Raw genomic sequence first — 20,331 nt, forward strand, 5'->3', positions numbered from 1 at the left:
AATAACCATCAATCTAAAGCTATATAACCAATTGTTTTATATGCTTATATTTTAATCCTACTAAATCGAGATTATTGTACTCATTACAGTAAACATCGTTAAAAAACTTCTAAATTTTCAGTCCATTTTCTTATTATTTTTATTTACTGCAAATGCACAATGTCATTTGCTTGCCCTGCACCTTTAAACTAAAATACTAACAATTTAATTTTCCTGTAAAAATAAGAAGGTTCTTCCATGGCTTTGCCAGATAAATTTATCTATTCAATGAATCGTGTCAGTAAAGTTGTGCCACCAAAACGCACAATTTTAAAGGACATTTCACTTTCTTTTTTTCCTGGCGCTAAAATTGGTGTGTTAGGTTTAAATGGTGCAGGTAAGTCAACCCTTTTACGCATTATGGCAGGAGTGGACACTGAATTTGAAGGTGAAGCTCACGCATTAGCAGGGACGAATATTGGTTACTTACCACAAGAACCTCAGCTTGACGAAAGTAAAACCGTTCGTGAAGTGGTAGAAAGTGCAGTTTCTGTAGTAAAAGATGCAATGGCTCGTCTTGATCAAGTTTACATGGAATATGCTGAAGAAGGTGCTGACTTCGACGCGTTAGCGAAAGAACAAGGCCAACTTGAAGATATTATTAATAGTAATGATGGCCATAATATAGAGAATGCTTTAGAGCGTGCTGCCGATGCTTTACGCCTGCCACCTTGGGATCAAAAAATTGCTGTGTTAAGTGGTGGTGAACGCCGTCGTGTAGCGTTATGCCATTTACTACTACAAAAACCTGACATGTTATTATTAGATGAACCTACTAACCATTTAGATGCAGAATCTGTTGCCTGGTTAGAACGTTTTCTTCATGATTACAGCGGTACTGTAGTTGCTATTACCCATGATAGGTATTTCTTAGATAATGTAGCTGGTTGGATACTTGAACTAGACCGAGGCTACGGGATACCTTGGGAAGGTAATTACTCATCTTGGTTAGAACAAAAAGATGCTCGATTAGAACAAGAATCTAAAAGTGAAAGTGCTTTACAAAAAACCATTAAACAAGAACTTGAATGGGTACGCCAAAACCCTAAAGCACGCCAATCTAAAAATAAAGCGAGAATGGCACGGTTTGAAGAGCTTAATAATCAGGAACATCAAAAGCGTAACGAAACCAATGAGCTTTATATTCCACCTGGACCTCGTTTAGGTGACAAAGTATTAGAAGTGAACAACTTAACTAAATCATTTGGCGATAGAGTACTCATTGATAACTTATCTTTTAGCATACCTAAGGGAGCTATTGTGGGAATTATCGGTGCTAATGGCGCGGGTAAGTCAACCCTATTCAAAATGTTATCTGGTGCTGAAAAACCTGACTCTGGTACCGTTGAATTAGGTGAAACGGTTAAGTTAGCGAGTGTTGATCAATTTAGAGATGATATGGTTGATAGTAACACTGTCTATCAAGAAATATCTCAAGGCCATGAAATATTAGAAATTGGTAACTATCAAATACCGAGTCGCGCATACTGTAGCCGTTTTAACTTTAAAGGTAATGATCAACAGAAGTTTATTGGTGACTTGTCAGGCGGTGAAAGAAACCGAGTTCACTTAGCCAAATTAGTACAAACTGGCGGTAACTTATTACTACTTGATGAGCCAACCAATGATCTTGATGTAGAAACATTACGAGCCCTTGAAGAAGCCTTATTAGAGTTCCCAGGCTGTGCTATGGTTATCTCGCATGACCGTTGGTTCTTAGATAGAATTGCCACCCATATCCTTGATTACCGTGATGAAGGGCAAGTTAACTTCTTCGAAGGCAACTTTACTGATTACAATGACTGGCTGAAGAAAACGCTTGGCGCTGCAGCTACAGAACCTCATCGTATTAAGTACAAAAGAATGACTAAATAAATCTAGTGATGACAATCAAAGGCACCCATACCAATTTATACCCTATTAATATTAAAAGGATTAGTGGTAATTAGGGTGTCTTTTTTTTTAAATACAGCTATGCTAAATATACCCGTAGCTAATTTATACCTATATTATGGAAAATAGACGTCAATTTACTCGAATATTATTTTCAATTAATGCCTCTTTAGAAGTGGAAGAGCAGCATTATCCCGTAAAAATTCATGATATATCGCTAAATGGCGCTTTAGTCAGCCGCCCTGAAACAGAAAATACCTTACTCAAAAAATTAGGTGTACTTCGCTTTGTGCTATCTGAAAGCGAGGTTGATGTAGAAATGCACATTGCCGTTGTTCACCAAGAAGGTGATGAAATTGGCTTACGCTGCAATGCCATTGATATCGACAGCATTAGTTACTTAAAAAGGCTTATTGAACTTAACCTTGGTGACGAAAGTCAATTAAATAAGGAGCTTTCACAATTAACTAAAGCGGTGTAAATTATCCTACAGCTAAACACTCACTTTATTTAGGTAATTCATATTAATTTTCCCAATAAGGACACCTCATGAACCATCTCATTATTTCGTTTACCAGTCCAGACAAGCCCGGCTTAGTCGATAAACTTTCTAAAGTGATTAAACTTAATCACGGTAATTGGCAAACCAGCAGCTTGCACCATTTATCTGGCTTTTTTGCCGGTATTATTGAAGTAGCTGTTACATCAGAACAAACAGATCTACTTATTAATGCACTGAAAAGCATACCAGAATTTAGTTTAAATATTGAAGTAGCGAACGTAGTTTCACCTAAAGTACCTGCAAACTTAGTATTAGAACTAACGGCAAATGACCGTGCAGGCATAATCCAAGAGATTAGCTCGGTCATTCATCAACAAGGCGGTAACTTATTAAAATTAGTCAGCAGTCAAGAAAGCGCCGCACATTCAGGGCAAGACTTATTTAAAGCTAAAGCAACCATTGCTATCGACAAGAGTGCTATAGAGTCTTTGATCACTGAAATTGAAAGTTTAGCCGATGACCTTATGGTTGATATTTCTCGATAATAACGACCTTATTTATGACATATTAAAGCGTTTTGTCTTAAAAATGTCATATTTTTTATATACACTTATTTTATCTAGCTGGATAAAAAAGTGTATATAAGTCAATGTTTGAAGGACAAAGTTTATTTGAAAAAGAACTCAGTTGGCTATCATTTAATGAAAGAGTTCTACAAGAAGCTAATGATGAATCTGTCCCATTAATTGAACGAATCAGATTTTTAGGTATTTACTCATCAAATTTGGATGAATTCTTTCGAGTACGTGTCGCAGGAATACGACGCCGTGCCATACTTGAAACCGCTCAAGGTGAACCTTCAGGCAAATGGAGTCATCTGCAATTTGCAGTCACCGATAAAGTAGAAATACTAACCGCTCAGTTTCAAAAAACATCAACACATGTATTTTCACTATTACAAGCGCAAGGTATCCATACACTATACGATGCGCCCGATGCCTTAAAGTTTGATAAATATCTAACACCCACACAAATTTCTTGGTTAGAACAGGTATTTGACAATAGAATAATCCGTCATATAACGCCGATCGTTATTCACTCTAAAACACAACTCACCCAATGCATTGATGATGATGGCATATACTTCTTAGTTGCTTTAAACAAAGGGATGTCAAAACAGTTTTGCCTAGTAGAAATACCTAGGGTCGACATAGAGCGCTTTATTATTGTACCAACCAATAATGGAGATAATCCTAAATACATTGTAATTTTAGATGACGTTGTTGAATTTTTTATCGACAAACTGTTTGCCGGTATGTTTGATTATGATCACATTGATGCCTACTCACTTAAACTTACTCGTGATGCTGAATATAATTTAACAGATGACTTAGATGAAAGTCTGCTAGACCAAATGTCAAAGGGAATAAAGCAGCGCTTAAAAGCAGATATGGTGAGATTAGTTCACGACCGAAAAATGCCCAAGTATATGCTCAGTTATTTACGAAAGTCATTAAAAATACGTGAGCATGAAAGCCTTTCACCTAGTGTTAGGTATCGTCATTTTAAAGATTTTATGAAATTTCCCAGCTTAAATGAAAAGTGCAGTCAAACAGCTGAAATAAAAGCACTAGAATCTATTAGGTTTAATGCCTTTAACTCGGTTTTTGATGCTATTTCGTATCAAGATATCTTACTTTATTATCCTTATCATAAGTTTAAACATTTTACAGAATTTGTACGTCAAGCTTCATATGACCCTTTAGTTAAGCATATAAAAATTAATATTTATCGTGTTGCAAAAAACTCTCGAATTATTCAATCACTTGTTGAAGCTGTGAAAAATGGAAAACGCGTCAGTGTCGTTGTTGAATTACGTGCCCGTTTCGATGAACAAGCCAACATTGAATGGGCTAAAACAATGAAAGATGCAGGTATCGATGTAGAGTTTGGTATAGAAAGTCTAAAAGTTCACGCTAAATTGTGTGTGGTGACACGACTAGAAAATGAAAAAATGGTCCGATATACCCATATAGGCACAGGAAACTTTCATGAAGCAAATGCGCGTGTTTATACCGACTTTGCTTTATTTACAAAACATAAAGAAATATCACAAGAAGTTGACAATGTGTTTGATTTTATTGAACACAGTTATAAGCGTTTTCGTTTTAACCACTTAATTGTTTCTCCTTTAACTTCTCGCAGACGTATATATCAACTAATAGATAACGAAACAAATGCCGCAGAACAAGGCCAAACAGCAGAAATAAGCATAAAACTCAATAATTTAGTTGATCCTGGAATTATCAATAAACTTTATCAAGCAAGTAATGCTGGGGTAAAAATAAGAATAATTGTTCGGGGGATGTGTGCACTCATCCCAGGAGTGAAAGAATACAGCAAAAATATTAAAGTTATTTCAATTGTAGATAGGTATTTGGAGCACCCACGCATTATGTTTTTTCATAACGCAGGAAATGAGCAGTTATTTATCAGTTCAGCCGACTGGATGGAGCGAAACCTAGATGAAAGAGTAGAAGTCGCCTGCCCAATTTATGATCTCACAATTAAAACCCGAATAATTGAAATATTTAATTTGCAATTTAATGATAATGTTAAAGCTCGCATTATAAATAAAGAGCAAAACAATTTATATGTTAAACAAGGTTCAAACCCACCTATTCGCTCACAAATAGAGATCTATCATTATTTGGTAGAAAAGGAAAAAGAAGATAGTCTATTACTATTAGAAAAGTTGAACGAACAGTAAGTGAATGCAAACCAACACAACAAACTCTGCTCTTGGTAATGATACCTGTGAATATTTAGCCGCCCTCGATATAGGCTCAAACAGTTTTCATTTCGTACTTGCTCGTAATGTAGAACAGCACCTACAAATTGTACACTCAGAGAAGTATCGAGTACAATTAGCACAAGGACTTGACTCAAAGAATAAACTGGATCAAGTAGCCATTGACCGTGGCATTGCCGTATTAGCAAATTTAGCTGCTACCACCAAAGAGCTCGCTCCACAAAACTTTCGAGCGGTCGCAACTTACACTTTAAGGCAAGCGAAAAACGCTGAAGACTTCCTTCATGCAGCAAAAAGAGTATTCCCTTTTGATATAGAGATAATATCTGGTCACGAAGAAGCTAGACTTATTTATCAAGGTGTTGCATTTAACCAAAACAGTAATGAGCAACGTCTTATTATCGATATTGGTGGTGGTAGCACAGAATGCATAATTGGCATCAATCACAAAATAAAAACCTTAGATAGCTTGAATATGGGATGTGTAAGCTACCAAAAACAATTCTTCCCAAATGGAACGATCAACCCAAAAGCATTTGATAAGGCAATCAAGTCTGCAACACATCAAGTAAAATCGATAGCAAAACGCTTTAAAAAAACAAGTTGGGAAAGCACTATAGGGACATCTGGTACCATTAAAAGTATATATTCAGTTATTAATTTTAATGAACCAATCCCACAGCGTGTTTCACTTGAGAAAATTTTGTTGTTAAAGAAAAAGCTGCTTAATTTCCAACATATTGATGATATTACTATTGAAGGACTTAAAGACAGTCGTCGGTCTGTTTTTTGTGCCGGTATATCAATTCTTATTGCAGTAATGGACACCCTAAATATTTCAGAGATAGATTTCTGCCAATATTCACTAAGGGAAGGCGTACTTTTTGAACAACTAAACGACTTTAAAACAGTTAATGTTCGCCAACGCACCGTCAATAGTTTAATTGAACGTTTTAATGTAGATACAAGCCAAGCATTACAAGTAATGCAGCTTTGTCAGAACTGGTTCGAGCAAGTAAAGCACTCTTGGCAACTAGAGCAACCAATATATTTTGAATTACTAATGGCTGCGGCAAAGTTGCATGAAGTGGGGTTTGATATAAACTCATCGGGTTACCATAAGCACGGACATTATATTTTATCACAAGCAGACTTAGCGGGGTTTAACCAAGAGCAACAAACCGCCTTAGCTTGGCTTGTTGGCAATCAACGTAAAAAGATCACCCCATTAACAACTCAACAATGTTATTTACTTAACCGTAAGCAATTGAATCAATTATGTGCGTTATTAAGACTTGCAATTTTATTATGTCAACAACGACAAAATGACAGCAATTTCTCTGAAACAATCACTGTCAAAGATAATATGCTGACACTCTCTTTAGATCCCAATTGGTTATTAGATAGACCTATTGTTGACTCCGAGCTTTCATACGAGCAACATTATCTGCAAACACTAGGTTTAACACTTTCCATTCAAAATTAATATAACGCTTACCCGATGGTAATTTTTAGTCCGCTAAGCCAGTATGATGAATTTATTCATATTTTTAATCGTCATGATTAATTTCAAACGGCTCGTTATACTTTGACATATGTTCAATTAATTGGTTACTATAATTTTTACAGCATAAAAGCGTTTTTAATAAGGATATTTAAATGTTAGTGGAAGTACTATTGTCTATTACTGTTTTTGGTATTTTCGCACTCATTCTGTGGCGACTTAAGAAAATAAGTACCCCAAAAAGAAAGCGTTATGCATATACAGCTCACCACTTAAATAATCAAAAGCAAAACGTTTCTTTCAATTACACTCCCTTATCACGTGAATTAACTGATAATAGTGCTAAAGAGTTTAATGTTGACGACATTGTGCTACCTGAAGAATTTATCGCCCTAAAGCTATTAACTTCTGAAATAAATAATACTGAACAACAACAAACTATTGAGCAAATTTGTCAAAGCTTTCGGAAACCACATCCATTATTGTTACCATTAACACAAAAAGCATTTGAACCAAATGAACTCTTCGAACTGATCAGAACTGATCCACAAATAACAGCAAAAGTAATTAACCGTGTTAACTCTTCCGCCTTTGCTTTAACACAACCGATCACTAGTATTAATCATGCGATTAACTATCTAGGTATTGGCACTGTTAAAAATATTGCTATGCATTTTGCGATGGAAAACGATGATAAATTTGAAACACAACAACAACAGCAAGCTTATCAAAAACTATGGCATGCTAGTTATTTAGCAAGTAGTTTAGGCTTATTGTTTGCAAAAGAATTATTAATGGAAGATGCCTCTGATATTTCTACACGGTGCTTGTTAAATTATCTGGGCGATATGGCGATCTTATCTACTTATCCCGACATGAGTAAAGTCTATCAAGAACAGAAATCACTTTATCAACGTGTCATATATTGCCAAACACAGTTGTCTATTAATACACAAATTATTGGCAGTAGTCTTGCGCGATATTGGCAATTACCTCGAAGCTTAGTTCGTAGTATCGAAAATAATTTATCTTTATTAATAGTTAAAAATGATCTCTCGGAAATTGATAAAAATGAAATGCTTAAATATCAAATTTGCTATACAGCGTGTCGAATAGCTGACTTAGCGATTATTAACGAACAGCCTTGTATTGAAACAATGAGAGACGACCTGACCCAGCAACTTGATTTTTACTCTTTATTTAAAAACGATTTGCATCCTAAAATCAAAAAACTATTTAACTTATTTCATGATGTTAGTTTTAGTAAAAAAATGAATGGACTGTTACTAGTCAAATAATTGCCTGGCTAATATTGGGCACAAATAAAAATCCCGAGAACTTGCGAATCTCGGGATTTAACTAGCATCTGCTAAATTATTAACTTATAGACTAAGACCTAACTTCTTATATTCTCTTTCTACTACTGAATTAGGCACTGGAATATATCCATCTTTTTCTACAATTTTCTGGCCTGATTTTGACAGTATCATTTTTAAGAATTCTGCTTCCATTGGCGCTAATGGCTTATTAGGATGCTTGTTAACGTAAACATACAAGAAGCGAGATAATGGATATTTATTCGAAACAGCATTCTCCATTGTTGCTTCAACGAATTTATCCCCTTTTTTAGACAAAGGTAATGCTCTCACACCTGATGTTTTATAACCAATGCCAGAATAACCAATACCATTTAATGAAGCTGATACAGATTGAACTACAGAAGCTGATCCAGGTTGCTCATTCACATTATTTTTAAAATCGCCTTTACACAGGCCTTTACTTTTAAAGTAACCGTAAGTGCCTGATACAGAATTACGACCATATAACTGAATATCTTTACCTGTCCATTCGCCTGTTAAACCTAGATCTCCCCAACGATCAATATCATCAACTAGGCCACATTTGCGATTATTAGAAAAAATTGCATCAACTTGATCAATACGCAAACCTTCAAGCGGGTTATCTTTATGAACAAAAACAGCTAACGCATCAATAGCGACTCTTACGGCTGTTGGCTTATAACCATAACGCTTTTCAAACGCCTCAATTTCGCGAGATTTCATTTTACGGCTCATAGGGCCTAAGTTTGAAGTCGCTTCAGTTAACGCTGGTGGCGCTGTAGAAGATCCCGCCGCTTGTATTTGTATATTTACATTAGGGTAAGTACGCTTAAATTCTTCTGCCCAAAAAGTCATCATGTTTGCCAATGTATCAGAGCCAACTGATGATATATTTCCAGATATACCACTGACTTTATTATACTCAGGTAAGTCTTGATCAATAGCAGCAGCTGATAAGCTCACCATACTTGTTAAACTGATCACGCTTAATAAACGTTTCAAACTCATAATATTCTCCAATGAGAGTTGTAATGCCACTGCCATTTGTTTAAATAATTTACGTATTAACGGCAAAAGCTAAATGATTTATGAACACTATAAAAACTTTATGTGACAATTATATTTAAACTTTATGACACTTATATGACAGAAAGGTAATTAAATATTGGTTGCTACTGAGTATTTATGCGTCAGAAATTAAATACCACGAGGAGATTCTTCGACAAAAATAGGTGTTAAAAAGCGCAAGTTAGCTTAATTACATAATTGTTGAGGCTTAAGTTCAAAAAAAATTACAAACTCACTGCCTTCACCTAATTGACTATTAATTGATAATTTAGCATTGTGATGATTGAGGACATGTTTAACTATAGCTAGACCTAAACCAGAGCCTCCTGTATCACGGGAGCGTGATTTATCTACACGGAAGAATCTTTCTGTTAGGCGATGAAGATCTTCAGGACCTATGCCTGCGCCATTATCTTTTACAGAAAACTTTGCTTTAGCATCGACTTGTTTCCAGCTGATCTCGATTTTTCCATTTGCAGGAGTATAGGCAATGGCATTAGCGATAAGGTTCGAAAATGCACTTTTTAACTCACTTTCAATACCATTTAAATTTAATGACTCATCGATATCAGCAGTGATTTGATGCTGCTTGTCCTGATTCAGCCAATGCGCATCTTCTAATAAGCCATTAAGTAATTTAGGTATATTAACACTTTGTTTATCTTCTTCATCTGCTTGTATTTCTACTCGAGAAAGCACTAAAAGTTGCTGTACTAAGCGATCCATACGAGTTACTTGACTTTCTATGGTAGAAAAAGCCTTACTCCACTGAGGATCGAGAACATTCTCTGTTGATTGCACCATTTCAACATATCCACGAACAACAGTCAGTGGCGTTTTTAATTCATGAGAAACATTAGCAACAAAGTCTCTACGCATTTCTTCCAGTCGAAATATTTTACTGACATCTCTTGCCAATAATAATATTTGATCGGTTCCATAGGCCATTAGCCTTAATTCTATTCTTAACTCGTTGTTATGAGGTGAGGGAATATGGCATGGGTGTTCAAATTGGTTTGCTTCAAGGTACTGGGTAAACTCAGGAAATCGTAGCAAATTATCTATTCTTTGCCCCATATCGCTTGGCCAACGAACACCAAGAATTTGTTGCGCTTTTTTATTTCCCCATAAAATAGTTAGATCATTCGAAAGTACTAATGCAGCATCAGGTAAAGCTTCTGCTCCATCTCTAAATTGCCGTACTTTACTATTTAATTGCTTAAGCTTTTTACGGTGTTGTTTTTTTTGTCGATAAAGTCCGTCATAAATACGCCCCCAAACCCCACTAGCTTGAGGAGGGAAAATCGTTTTACTGCGCCAAAGCCATTTAATTAGCCTAAGTAGTTGGTAATAATTCCAAAATAAATAAGCAAGTGCACAAAGGCACAACATTAAAAATGTTATGCCTAAAAAATACCCAAAAATACCACTTATTAATAAAGCGATTGCCAGCTGAGAAAAAATTTCTTTTGCCGATAAACTGAAATGCATTGGTGTTAGTTAACCTAATTTAGAGCTTATAAATTTACACGAACTATAATATAACTCAGCTATAATGGATCAATACTATGCGCTTGATTTAATTTTTCCTGAAAATCGGTAACCTGAACCACGAACTGTCTGTATGAAATCTTCATGTCCTTCGCCGGAAATCGCTTTTCGTAAACGTCGAATGTGAACGTCTACTGTTCGATCTTCAACATAAACATTCGTTCCCCAGACATTATCCAATAATTGCTCTCGACTATACACTCGTTCAGTATGTGCCATAAAGAAATGTAATAATCTAAATTCTGTTGGGCCTAAATCTAGGTTTTTATTATTAATTGAGACTCTGTGTGCGACAGGATCAAGTTTCATTCCATGAAACTCGATTGATTCTTCTAAAGCTGTTGGCGATACTCGTCTTATAACAGCTTTAATACGTGCTATGAGTTCTTTAGGTGAAAAAGGCTTAGTTACATAATCATCTACGCCAACATCAAAGCCTTTAACTTTGTCTTCTTCATCGGCTCTTGCAGTAAGCATAATAATGGGTATATTACGTGTGTATTCATTTTGCTTAATAGTTTTTGCTAATTTAACACCCGTTCCACCAGGTAACATCCAATCTAATAAAATAAGATCAGGATAAGGCTCAACTATTTTTGCTTTCGCCTGTTCAAAATCTTCAGCTTCGATTGTATTAAAACCATTTTGTTCTAATACAAACGTAATCATTTCACGAATTGGTGCTTCATCCTCAACTACCAAAATTTGTCTATTCATCTCAACTTCCTGATTCAACCCTAGATTAACTAATGAATATTGTGATAACTTTTTATGACAATTTTATGAAACACCATTCATTTAATTTTAAAAATACAAAATAAAAGCTAAACCATTAAAAAAATGAATAAAATTTAGCATTACATTTTTTGATACTATATATAAAACAAGCCCTCAGTTAAAACTGATAGTCGATTCCTACCCCTAGGTAATCTTGATCAGAGCTACTATCCATATCAAATGTAGTATAAAATCCGTAAAGTTTTGTACTATTTGATAACTTATAGTCAGCTCCTGCAGTAAAGCCCGATTTATCATCACCATCATCATAATTAGCCGTTTGGAATTGTCCCTTCAACGACAAGTTATCAATAACATATTTAGCTGAAACTAAAGCCCCATCCATTTCAGCACTACCATCAATTTTCTCTTGTGATTGCACCATGGCACCCAAAATAAAACCAGCAACTTTACTTTGCATGGTAACTCGCATGGTATCATATCCATTGACTTCTGAATCCATAGCAATAGCAGCATAAACCTTGGCTTTTTTAAGATTTTTATCACCATATGATAAAGCCAGTGAATAAGCATCTTCAGCATCAACACTATCGGCAACAATATAAGTTATTCCCGCTTGAAATCCTGAAAACTTTGGCGATTTATAAGTAATGGTATCGCTCATACGGTTTTCACCCTTCCATAAGGTTTTAATATCACCGTTTAGATCGTTAAATAAATCAACTTTACCTTGAGATTGCTTTAATACCGTGTCATTTTTGCCCAATAAAACCTGTCCAAAAACGCCTTGTAAACCAATATATTGATTGCGTTGGCTAAATGTATCACCATCTCCGTCTATATCAACTTGAAACTCGGCTTGATAAATAACTTCTAACTCATCTGATAAAGTATGTGTACCTTTAAAACCAATACGTGACGAATTACTTTTTATTTCAGTATATGAACCTTCACCATCATCGGAAGACTGTGCAGATACATTTGCTTTACCATAAAATGAGACATCAGCAGCTAATACATTTAATGATAATGCTGAAAATAAAGCGATATTTACTATGCTTTTTGATAGTTTCATTATTATACCCTTGTTAATCATTTGGTTGATAAATTGCCGCGCATTGTGCACTCATTAGATGACACTTTTGTGACAAAAAAGACATTAGTTTGCATTTTTATGACAGAAAAAAGTAATTATGATTAATTTTATAGGTCATTTTTATGACATAAGTTTAACGGGTTTTCTTTAAAATTATAGACAACAATTAAATTTTTTTAAAAAATGATTAAAAATTCATGCCTTATATGAAAAAAAGCTTTTATCAATGAGCAAAAACGATAGAATCAAAGTACGTAAAATAATCAAAGAAGCGTTAAATGAAGGCCACTAATCTCTCCCGTACTTTACTCACTCGCGTATTATCTTTTTATTTTGTACTCACTTTTTTGGTCACTTGCGTGCAAATAGGCGCAGAATATGTCAACACTAAAGACAATATTAAAAAAGAATTATTAACCATTGAAAGAACCTTTAGTAGTAGTTTGACACGCGCGGTTTGGGAGCTTAATACCCAGCAAGCCGTTGATATTGCACAAGGGCTAGTTGATATCCCTACAATTAAAGGCATTAGAGTCACCGACGAAAATAATCAAGTAATTACACAGTTAGGTGAAGTTAGTAACTCAACAGAATATCAATTACTTAATGAAAACGATGGCTACCTGCACATAAATTCCACATCTGATGGCTTATTTGGCCATAGTTTCTCTCTAATTTTTGAGTTTTCAGGTAGAACAACCAAAGTAGGCTCTGTAACCTTACTCTCAAGTAATCAAGTTATTTTTGACCGTATTGAAGTGGGTATTTATTTCTTAATTGGTAACGCAATGGTTAAAACGGCAGCGTTAGTATTTTTATTTACCATTGCTTTCAATAAATTACTCACAAATCCACTTAATGAGCTTACTGAACAAATTAATCAATTTGATGTTGACGATCCAGAAGCATCAAAATTACATATTATTAACTATGAAAACAATGAATTAAGTGTCTTACAAGACTCCTATAATAATTTAATCTCCGAGTTAGTCCGGCATAAAGAAGAGCTTGCGAGTGCCCAACTCGAAGTTATGTCGACCAACAATAAGCTCGATGAGCAAAACTTAATACTCGAACAAGAGGTTGCACGTAAGACATCATCACTGAGTAATACAATGTTGAAAATGGAAACTCAACAACGTGAATTATTAGAGCAACAAACTCAATTAAAAGCTGAAAACTTGAGACGCAGTAATACGGAGAAAACACTTACACAAACTAATAAAGAGCTTAAAAATTCAATTACTGAATTGAATAAAGCACAGGAGCGATTATTAGAGGCAGAAAAAATGGCACTTTTAGGTAGCTTATCTGCGGAAGTTACCCATGAAGTCAATACACCTATTGGAGTTTCTATTACATCTACAAGTTACCTATCTGACTTATTAAGTTTTCTTAAAAATGATATACAAGAGAATAAATTAAGTAAAAAAGGACTAGAAAGCTTCGTAGAAAAAGCAGAGCAAAGTTTGGAATTACAACTTAATAACTTAAATAGAGCCTCTGATTTAATTTCAAGTTACAAACAAGTGGCCGTTGATCAAACTAGCGATAAAATTAGACAAATTGATTTAGTAAAATATACTCACGAGATCGTTAACTCGTTAACGCCAAAAATTAAGAAAACCAACCATGTGATCAATATTAATTGTGCTGAAGCTGTAGAAGTATACTGTCACGCTGGCGCGATATCACAAATATTTACTAATCTTATTATCAACTCACTTAAACATGGTTTAGAGAATGTTGACCACGGTGAAATAAATATTGAGATATCCAAACAGAATAACACAATACATATCCGCTTTTCAGATAATGGCATTGGTGTCCCTGAGGAGCAATTAGATCATATTTTTGAACCTTTCTATACCACTAAAAGTGGTGAGGGCGGCACAGGGTTAGGTACTCATATTATACATGGTTTAGTTGTTGATACGCTTAATGGAAAAATAGAAGCATCTTCACCAGAAGGACAAGGACTTACTTTTGATATTAGTTTTGACAATATGCAATGACATTATTGATGATCATCACGACTAATTACGTTAATATGACGACCCTTTTGTATTTCAGCCCTTAATTTTGGGCAAAGGATTATTTTCATGTGGTTTAAAAACCTATACTTTTTTGCCTTTACTCGTCCTTTTGAATGGTCCGAACAAGATTTAGAAAAGAACTTATCAGAACATTTATTTACGCCTTGTGGCTCAACCGAAATGTCACATTTTGGTTGGGTAAATGCGCTAGGCAAACATGGGCATTCTACTGTTCATGCTGTAAACGGTAATTTTTTGTTATGCGCTCGTAAAGAAGAAAAGATACTTCCCGCTCCTGTCATCAAAGATATGATTGAAGAAAAAGTAGCGCATTTAGAAAATGAGCAAGGTCGCTCCGCAACTAAAAAAGAAAAGGAACAATTTAAAGAGGATATTATTTTTGAATTACTTCCTCGTGCTTTTTCTCGTGTAACCGATACTCATGCCTATATCAATGCAGAAGAAAATATCATTGTGGTGAATACCAGTAGTAGAGGCAAAGCTGAAGACTTCCTTGCTTTATTACGTAAGGTCTTAGGCACACTGCCAGTGACCAGTTTATCGCCTGAACGTGCACCAGATGAAATTATGACGGATTGGTTAACAGAACAAAGCTTAACCGAACCTTTTCAATTAGGTATGGAGGCAGAGTTTCACGCTTTAGGTGACGATGGCGCTGTTGTACGTGTTAAAAATCAAGATTTAACTAGTGATGAAATAAAAGCGCACTTAGATGCTGATAAATTCGTTGTCAAAACAGCTTTAGAGTGGGATGACGCAATCTCATTTATTCTATGCGACGACCTTGCTATTAAACGCCTTAAGTTTTTTGATGTTTTACAAGAGCAAAATGAAGACATCGATAAAGATGATATGGTAGCTAGGCTCGATGCAGACTTTTCGTTAATGGCGGGAGAGTTAAACCGATTAATTAAGGATCTTTTAGCGCAGTTCTCATTAAAATCAATAGACTGCCTAGAAAAATAATTTCTTTGTTGAATATAAATATCTAAAAAGGCGCTAATTAAGCGCCTTTTTATTGTAAGTAGTGACTAACATTACTCTTCGAAGTATGTTCCCCAGCCATCATAATCAACGTTGTTTTGTTTGGCTAATTCAAACATATTTTTGGTTTCATCAGCGATAATATCAAAGTCTAACGGTTGCTCGGTAATAATATCAAAAGCAAAAACTTTTTCTCCAGTTTCAAGTTCAGCTTCCTCTGGCTCTTCTATTTCAAGGCCCATCTTAAATGCAGCAATTGCCGCTTTTTCTAATAAATTAAAATCAGCACTAGAAAAGTGATGCTCAATGGTATGATGTACTTCTTCATTAGTACCATCTTCAATTAAAGCGTTAATTAAATTTTCTGTGTGTTCTAACCACTGCGTTAAATCTTCATCATTCATAGCCAGTCTCTTCTTCTCTATTTAACTTCTGCACTAATTGCTTCGATCTTTTCCGCCATTAAATCGCGTGTTTGATTTGCTATTGATCTAATGTTTTCACTACTAGAATCATCTAAAAAAATAGGATCTAAATATTCAATAATTAACTTACCATTATTCCATCGGTTTAAATGAATTTTATTATGTAAGTTACTCGTACAAATAGGCACTATTGGTACATTTGCTTGCATTGCAGTTCTAAAGGCTCCAGTTTTAAAAGCTAATAAACCACGGCCATTACTACGAGTACCTTCAGGAAATAGCCATACTGATAATTGTTTTTCGCGAATTTTATTTGCCGTTAAGGCAATAGTATTCATTGCTTTATTTTTATTATTACGGTCAATTAAAATATTACCTGTCAGCCAATACATTTGACCAAAAAAAGGGATCCATTTTAAGCTTTTCTTCCCTACACTTACTGTACCTGGCCTAACAGCATTACTCACAGTAAAAATATCGTAGCTATTTTGATGATTACAAATATACACTACTGGTGAAAGGTTTTTCACTGACTCGGGGATCCTCACTTCCACTGTTAATCCAAGAAGTTTCGAGATCTTGCCCATAACCTTAGCTGTATGGAAAACATTGTTTCGATGAAATGGTCTTAATAAACTATAACAACATGAGAAAATTGAAATAATAACAATGGCTAACGCCATTAAAATAATGCGAACTAAAGCTAACAACGCAAGTTCCTAATGAAAAATAAGAGCGCAAGTATACCTTAATGTTATGAATGCTAAAACAATCGTGAGAGTAAAACACTTAACCATCTGATAAAAATAACTTTAAAGTGTATAAAACATACCTAAAGGAAATACAAATTGATGTAAAAAGCACAAAAAGGCTTTACTTAACATTTAATTATTAATTTTTATCTCCAATCATTTTATTTTAGCTATAGTTAATAAGAAGCCAATTTTTTTAGGAGAGATAATTATGTACTATTTGTTGCTAGCAATTCTTGTATTTACATTATCTTTTCCTGCAATCTCAAATACCCAATTAATAAATTTTGATAAAATTAAGAAAACGAAAGTAACCAATTTCTCCCAACAACTAGGGATGGCCGCTATTACTATCCCTGCTCGAGTATCAGGCCAACACGAAAAATTTTTATCGAATATTTATGAAGTAAATGATGAAGCCCTAACTCATTATAACCGAGCAGGGAATTGGTTTTATCAAAGCCCAAAAGCTAATGTTTGGTTCGGACGGTTATCACCTGCAACTATTAATGTAACTAAAGAAATTTCAAACAATGAACGACCGAATACCCAAGGCCTAAATGCAGCAATTAATTATGGTCGATTTAGTATGGAAACAGCCCTTATCACTGAAAATAGTAATATTAAAGATAGCGGTACTTTTTACTTACAAGGCGCATACACCTTGCTAGAAAAATCACCATTTAATATTGCTATCACAGCCAAAGTAGAAACATTGAGTGAACATAACGTGAACTATTATTTTGGCGATAACAATCAACTAGAACAAGGCCAATCTTTAATTGATTATCAAGCCAAAAACACCACTTGGGGTTTAATTGGTACTTATGAAGTCACACCTAAGTGGACGGTGATCGGCGCATTCACTTCAACTATACTTGATAAAGATATAATGCAAAGTCCTCTTGTTAGTGACAGCAATATTAATATGGCGTTAATTGGCACTAGCTATTCATTTTAACTAAATTCGAGGGACAGTTTCTTTAATTCCTTTCTGATATTTTGCTTTCTCAAAAAAGTTTAAAAGCGAGTTATGATCTTGCCAAAAATAAATTTCTCTAAATGATAGCCAATCGAGTAAACAATACAGAGAAATAGCAACATAATCCCATTGCTTAATGACATCATCAGCAACGGCTTCATTCAAACTATCGAGTATTTTGCCAACACGCTCTTTTTGCAAATTAAAAAATAAAGCATCTTGTTTAACATCAATGCCTGATCGCATCAGTAGTAGCATTGAGACCATTGAGTCATTCGCAGCGTCAATTTCTGTTAACAAGTTCTCTTGCTGCCAAGTAAGTGCTGGCTGATTAAATTTTTGCGCTAAGTATCGATAAATCACACCCGAGTCATTTATAACATTATCATCATCAATTAATACTGGAATTTTTTGAGCAGGATTATTTTGAGTTAAAAATGCACGATCTTGAGTATCAAAAATATCTAAGTTAATAAATTCACATGCAGTCTCAGTAACTTCGATATTAATTAAATAAAGTCTGATACGACGTACAAATGGTGAAGTGGTAGAGCCTAAAAGTTTCATATTAAGTGTAAAGTCTCTTCAAAAATTAAAAACTGAAGAGACCTTACCTAGACTACCATTAAATTACTAGAGGTATGTTACTAAAGTCACAGATCAAAATAATGCATCATCAATAGCAAACATTGGTTCAGGACCCGCTTTAATCGTGGCAATTAATGAAAGTCTGCGTGGTAATAAACGAGCAAAGTAATACTTAGCAGTTAAAATTTTACTTTGATAATAAGGATCATCAGAAGGTTGCTTTTCTAATGCCACCTGTGCCATTTTCGCCCACACATAAGCCATTGCTGTATAACCAAATAAATGCAAGTAATCATTAGCGGAAGTACCTAACTCTTCTACATTAGAATTTGCTTGTATTAAAATATGTTGAGTTATGCTCTCCAAGTCTGACACAGCTTCAGCTAATGGTGTAATAAACTCTTCCATATTTTCTGCTGAAGTGTCAGCAATATATTGCTTCACTTCATCCGTAAATACTTGCAACATAGCACCTTTCGAACCAGCAACTTTTCTAGCCAGTAAATCCATAGCTTGAATACCATTAGTGCCTTCATAAATTTGTGCTATTCGTGTATCTCGAACCAGTTGTTCTTGTCCCCACTCCCGAATAAAACCATGCCCACCAAATACCTGTTGGCCAGCAACAGCTGACTCAAAACCTAAATCAGTAAAAAATGCTTTGGCAATAGGCGTCAATAAAGCAACCAATTGGTCGGCTTTTTTCTGAGACTCACCTTCACCATAGGTTGCAATATCTAGCTGCATCGCAATATAAGTAGAAAGAGCTCGTGAACCTTCATTTTTAGCTTTCATATCTAATAGCATGCGACGAACATCGCCATGAACCATTATTGAATCAGCCGCTTTATCTGGTGACTTAACACCTGATAATGAACGACTTTGCACACGATCTTTTGCATATTCTAATGCATTTTGGTAAGAACGTTCTGCTGCACCTAAGCCTTGAATACCAACACCAACTCTCTCAAAGTTCATCATAGTAAACATACATGCTAGGCCTTTGTTTAGTTCACCAACTAAATAACCTTTGGCACCATCAAAGTTAATGACACAAGTTGCGGACGCGTGAATACCCATTTTGTGCTCAATAGAGCCACACGATACTTGATTAAATTGACCTATAGAACCGTCATCATTAACTTGATATTTAGGTACTAAGAAAAGAGAAATTCCCCTAGGGCCTGCAGGTGCATCTGGTAATTTAGCTAATACTAAATGAAGAATATTTTCAGTTAAATCATGCTCTCCACCCGTAATAAATATTTTATTACCTGTAACTAAGTAGCTTCCATCATCTTGTGGTATAGCTTTGGTACGAATCATTCCCAAGTCTGTTCCCGCATGAGATTCTGTTAAACACATTGTTGCTGACCAATCTCCAGCATACATACGAGTAAGGTAACGTTGCTTTAATTCTTCACTTGCATGTTTTGCGATAGAAAGAGCTGCACCGGCAGTTAGACCTGGATACAAGCTAAATGAGATATCTGCCGAGCAGAGCATTTCTTCATGAAATGCCGTGATCACTTTAGGCATTCCCATACCACCATAATTTGGATCACCACCAAGTGACGTCCAACCACCTTCTACATAGGTATTAAATGCTTCTTTATAACCAGGGGCTGTTGTGACCTTACCATTATCAAAGCTAACACCAACTTCATCACCTTGACGAGAAATGGGTGCAATAACTTGCTCTGCTATTTTGGAGCACTCTTGCAAAATTGCATCTGCCGTTTCTACATCAACGTGCTCAGAAAGCTTAGGTAGGTTTTGCCATAAGTTTCCTACATTAAACACGTCGTGCAATAAGAAATTCATATCTTTTAACGGAACACGATATTCGGCCATAAAATTCTCCAACTTGAAATAGCTTTAAACAACTAATTTAAACAACTGTTTGAATATAACGAAATATAAGAAAATGTAAAGGATTAAAAATTTAATTCCATAGTTTAAATTCACTTCCTTTAGAGCCTTTTATTGCTATAATAAAT

Annotated in this window: 17 protein-coding genes; 9 read left to right on the plus strand and 8 right to left on the minus strand. The window is 35.1% G+C overall.

The features are described from left to right. The first annotated feature begins 237 nt into the window (after positions 1–237). The 6 genes from ettA (at position 238) to IE155_RS03530 (ending at position 8,048) form a co-directional block, all read left to right on the plus strand. Positions 238–1,914 carry an energy-dependent translational throttle protein EttA gene (ettA, locus tag IE155_RS03505; RefSeq protein ID WP_189376718.1) on the plus strand — a complete coding sequence of 559 codons (1,677 nt, stop codon included), beginning with the start codon at positions 238–240 and terminating at the stop codon, positions 1,912–1,914. Positions 1,915–2,050: 136 nt separating this feature from the next. Further along, positions 2,051–2,413: a PilZ domain-containing protein gene (locus IE155_RS03510; protein WP_189376719.1), complete on the plus strand. Its 363-nt coding sequence runs from the start codon at positions 2,051–2,053 to the stop codon at positions 2,411–2,413. Positions 2,414–2,481: 68 nt separating this feature from the next. Further along, positions 2,482–2,979, plus strand: a complete 498-nt coding sequence (locus IE155_RS03515; RefSeq protein WP_189376720.1) for a glycine cleavage system transcriptional repressor — start codon at positions 2,482–2,484, stop codon at positions 2,977–2,979. 104 nt (positions 2,980–3,083) lie between these two features. Next, positions 3,084–5,204 carry a polyphosphate kinase 1 gene (gene ppk1 / locus IE155_RS03520; protein ID WP_189376721.1) on the plus strand — a complete coding sequence of 707 codons (2,121 nt, stop codon included), beginning with the start codon at positions 3,084–3,086 and terminating at the stop codon, positions 5,202–5,204. Between the two features lie 4 nt (positions 5,205–5,208). After that, positions 5,209–6,732 (plus strand): Ppx/GppA phosphatase family protein, encoded by a 1,524-nt coding sequence (locus IE155_RS03525; protein WP_189376722.1) that lies wholly within the window; start codon positions 5,209–5,211, stop codon positions 6,730–6,732. Positions 6,733–6,905: 173 nt separating this feature from the next. Continuing rightward, the gene (locus IE155_RS03530) at positions 6,906–8,048 is read left to right on the plus strand and encodes an HDOD domain-containing protein (protein WP_189376723.1); all 1,143 of its coding nucleotides are present in this window, start codon (positions 6,906–6,908) and stop codon (positions 8,046–8,048) included. 84 nt (positions 8,049–8,132) lie between these two features. Here IE155_RS03530 and IE155_RS03535 read toward each other — a convergent pair whose 3' ends face one another. From IE155_RS03535 to IE155_RS03550, 4 genes are all read right to left on the minus strand, one after another. Beyond that, entirely contained in the window at positions 8,133–9,098 is a 966-nt protein-coding gene (locus IE155_RS03535) for a PstS family phosphate ABC transporter substrate-binding protein (protein ID WP_189376724.1), read from the minus strand. Between the two features lie 246 nt (positions 9,099–9,344). Further along, positions 9,345–10,649: a phosphate regulon sensor histidine kinase PhoR gene (phoR, locus tag IE155_RS03540; RefSeq protein ID WP_189376725.1), complete on the minus strand. Its 1,305-nt coding sequence runs from the start codon at positions 10,647–10,649 to the stop codon at positions 9,345–9,347. Positions 10,650–10,724: 75 nt separating this feature from the next. Further along, entirely contained in the window at positions 10,725–11,426 is a 702-nt protein-coding gene (gene phoB / locus IE155_RS03545; RefSeq protein ID WP_189376726.1) for a phosphate regulon transcriptional regulator PhoB, read from the minus strand. Between the two features lie 178 nt (positions 11,427–11,604). Then, complete coding sequence (locus IE155_RS03550) at positions 11,605–12,522, minus strand: porin (protein ID WP_189376727.1); 918 nt, start codon at positions 12,520–12,522, stop codon at positions 11,605–11,607. 299 nt (positions 12,523–12,821) lie between these two features. Here IE155_RS03550 and IE155_RS03555 point away from each other — a divergent pair, with 299 nt between their 5' ends. Continuing rightward, positions 12,822–14,558 (plus strand): sensor histidine kinase, encoded by a 1,737-nt coding sequence (locus IE155_RS03555; protein WP_189376728.1) that lies wholly within the window; start codon positions 12,822–12,824, stop codon positions 14,556–14,558. An 87-nt stretch (positions 14,559–14,645) separates the two neighbouring features. Then, a complete protein-coding gene (gene rdgC / locus IE155_RS03560; protein WP_189376729.1) occupies positions 14,646–15,566 on the plus strand; it encodes a recombination-associated protein RdgC in 921 nt (306 codons plus the stop codon). 71 nt (positions 15,567–15,637) lie between these two features. On the opposite strand, the gene rraB is transcribed toward rdgC, so the two are convergent. Then, positions 15,638–15,988 carry a ribonuclease E inhibitor RraB gene (gene rraB, locus IE155_RS03565; protein WP_189376730.1) on the minus strand — a complete coding sequence of 117 codons (351 nt, stop codon included), beginning with the start codon at positions 15,986–15,988 and terminating at the stop codon, positions 15,638–15,640. 17 nt (positions 15,989–16,005) lie between these two features. Further along, positions 16,006–16,719, minus strand: coding sequence for a 1-acylglycerol-3-phosphate O-acyltransferase (locus IE155_RS03570; RefSeq protein WP_189376731.1), 714 nt, complete (start codon positions 16,717–16,719; stop codon positions 16,006–16,008). A gap of 253 nt (positions 16,720–16,972) precedes the next feature. Between IE155_RS03570 and IE155_RS03575 the strand changes: the two genes are divergently transcribed. Next, on the plus strand, positions 16,973–17,722 hold the full coding sequence (locus tag IE155_RS03575; RefSeq protein ID WP_189376732.1) for a MipA/OmpV family protein: 750 nt from the start codon (positions 16,973–16,975) through the stop codon (positions 17,720–17,722). On the opposite strand, the gene IE155_RS03580 is transcribed toward IE155_RS03575, so the two are convergent. Together IE155_RS03580 and IE155_RS03585 are read right to left on the minus strand one after the other, a co-directional pair. Then, positions 17,723–18,310: a glutathione S-transferase family protein gene (locus IE155_RS03580; protein WP_189376733.1), complete on the minus strand. Its 588-nt coding sequence runs from the start codon at positions 18,308–18,310 to the stop codon at positions 17,723–17,725. A gap of 93 nt (positions 18,311–18,403) precedes the next feature. Next, positions 18,404–20,185 (minus strand): acyl-CoA dehydrogenase C-terminal domain-containing protein, encoded by a 1,782-nt coding sequence (locus IE155_RS03585; protein WP_189376734.1) that lies wholly within the window; start codon positions 20,183–20,185, stop codon positions 18,404–18,406. Between the last annotated feature and the right edge of the window lie 146 nt (positions 20,186–20,331).

The organism is Thalassotalea profundi, from assembly GCF_014653195.1.
Taxonomy (GTDB): Bacteria; Pseudomonadota; Gammaproteobacteria; order Enterobacterales; family Alteromonadaceae; genus Thalassotalea_B; species Thalassotalea_B profundi.

Excerpts from the sequence above, each read along its gene's own strand:
- IE155_RS03575 (WP_189376732.1), top strand. The coding sequence starts at position 16,973 with ATGTACTATTTGTTGCTAGCAATTCTTGTATTTACATTATCTTTTCCT.
- phoR (WP_189376725.1), bottom strand. The coding sequence starts at position 10,649 with ATGCATTTCAGTTTATCGGCAAAAGAAATTTTTTCTCAGCTGGCAATC.
- IE155_RS03515 (WP_189376720.1), top strand. The coding sequence starts at position 2,482 with ATGAACCATCTCATTATTTCGTTTACCAGTCCAGACAAGCCCGGCTTA.
- IE155_RS03510 (WP_189376719.1), top strand. The coding sequence starts at position 2,051 with ATGGAAAATAGACGTCAATTTACTCGAATATTATTTTCAATTAATGCC.
- IE155_RS03580 (WP_189376733.1), bottom strand. The coding sequence starts at position 18,310 with ATGAAACTTTTAGGCTCTACCACTTCACCATTTGTACGTCGTATCAGA.
- ppk1 (WP_189376721.1), top strand. The coding sequence starts at position 3,084 with ATGTTTGAAGGACAAAGTTTATTTGAAAAAGAACTCAGTTGGCTATCA.
- IE155_RS03555 (WP_189376728.1), top strand. The coding sequence starts at position 12,822 with ATGAAGGCCACTAATCTCTCCCGTACTTTACTCACTCGCGTATTATCT.
- IE155_RS03535 (WP_189376724.1), bottom strand. The coding sequence starts at position 9,098 with ATGAGTTTGAAACGTTTATTAAGCGTGATCAGTTTAACAAGTATGGTG.
- IE155_RS03585 (WP_189376734.1), bottom strand. The coding sequence starts at position 20,185 with ATGGCCGAATATCGTGTTCCGTTAAAAGATATGAATTTCTTATTGCAC.
- phoB (WP_189376726.1), bottom strand. The coding sequence starts at position 11,426 with ATGAATAGACAAATTTTGGTAGTTGAGGATGAAGCACCAATTCGTGAA.
- IE155_RS03530 (WP_189376723.1), top strand. The coding sequence starts at position 6,906 with ATGTTAGTGGAAGTACTATTGTCTATTACTGTTTTTGGTATTTTCGCA.
- ettA (WP_189376718.1), top strand. The coding sequence starts at position 238 with ATGGCTTTGCCAGATAAATTTATCTATTCAATGAATCGTGTCAGTAAA.
- IE155_RS03550 (WP_189376727.1), bottom strand. The coding sequence starts at position 12,522 with ATGAAACTATCAAAAAGCATAGTAAATATCGCTTTATTTTCAGCATTA.
- rraB (WP_189376730.1), bottom strand. The coding sequence starts at position 15,988 with ATGAATGATGAAGATTTAACGCAGTGGTTAGAACACACAGAAAATTTA.
- rdgC (WP_189376729.1), top strand. The coding sequence starts at position 14,646 with ATGTGGTTTAAAAACCTATACTTTTTTGCCTTTACTCGTCCTTTTGAA.
- IE155_RS03525 (WP_189376722.1), top strand. The coding sequence starts at position 5,209 with ATGCAAACCAACACAACAAACTCTGCTCTTGGTAATGATACCTGTGAA.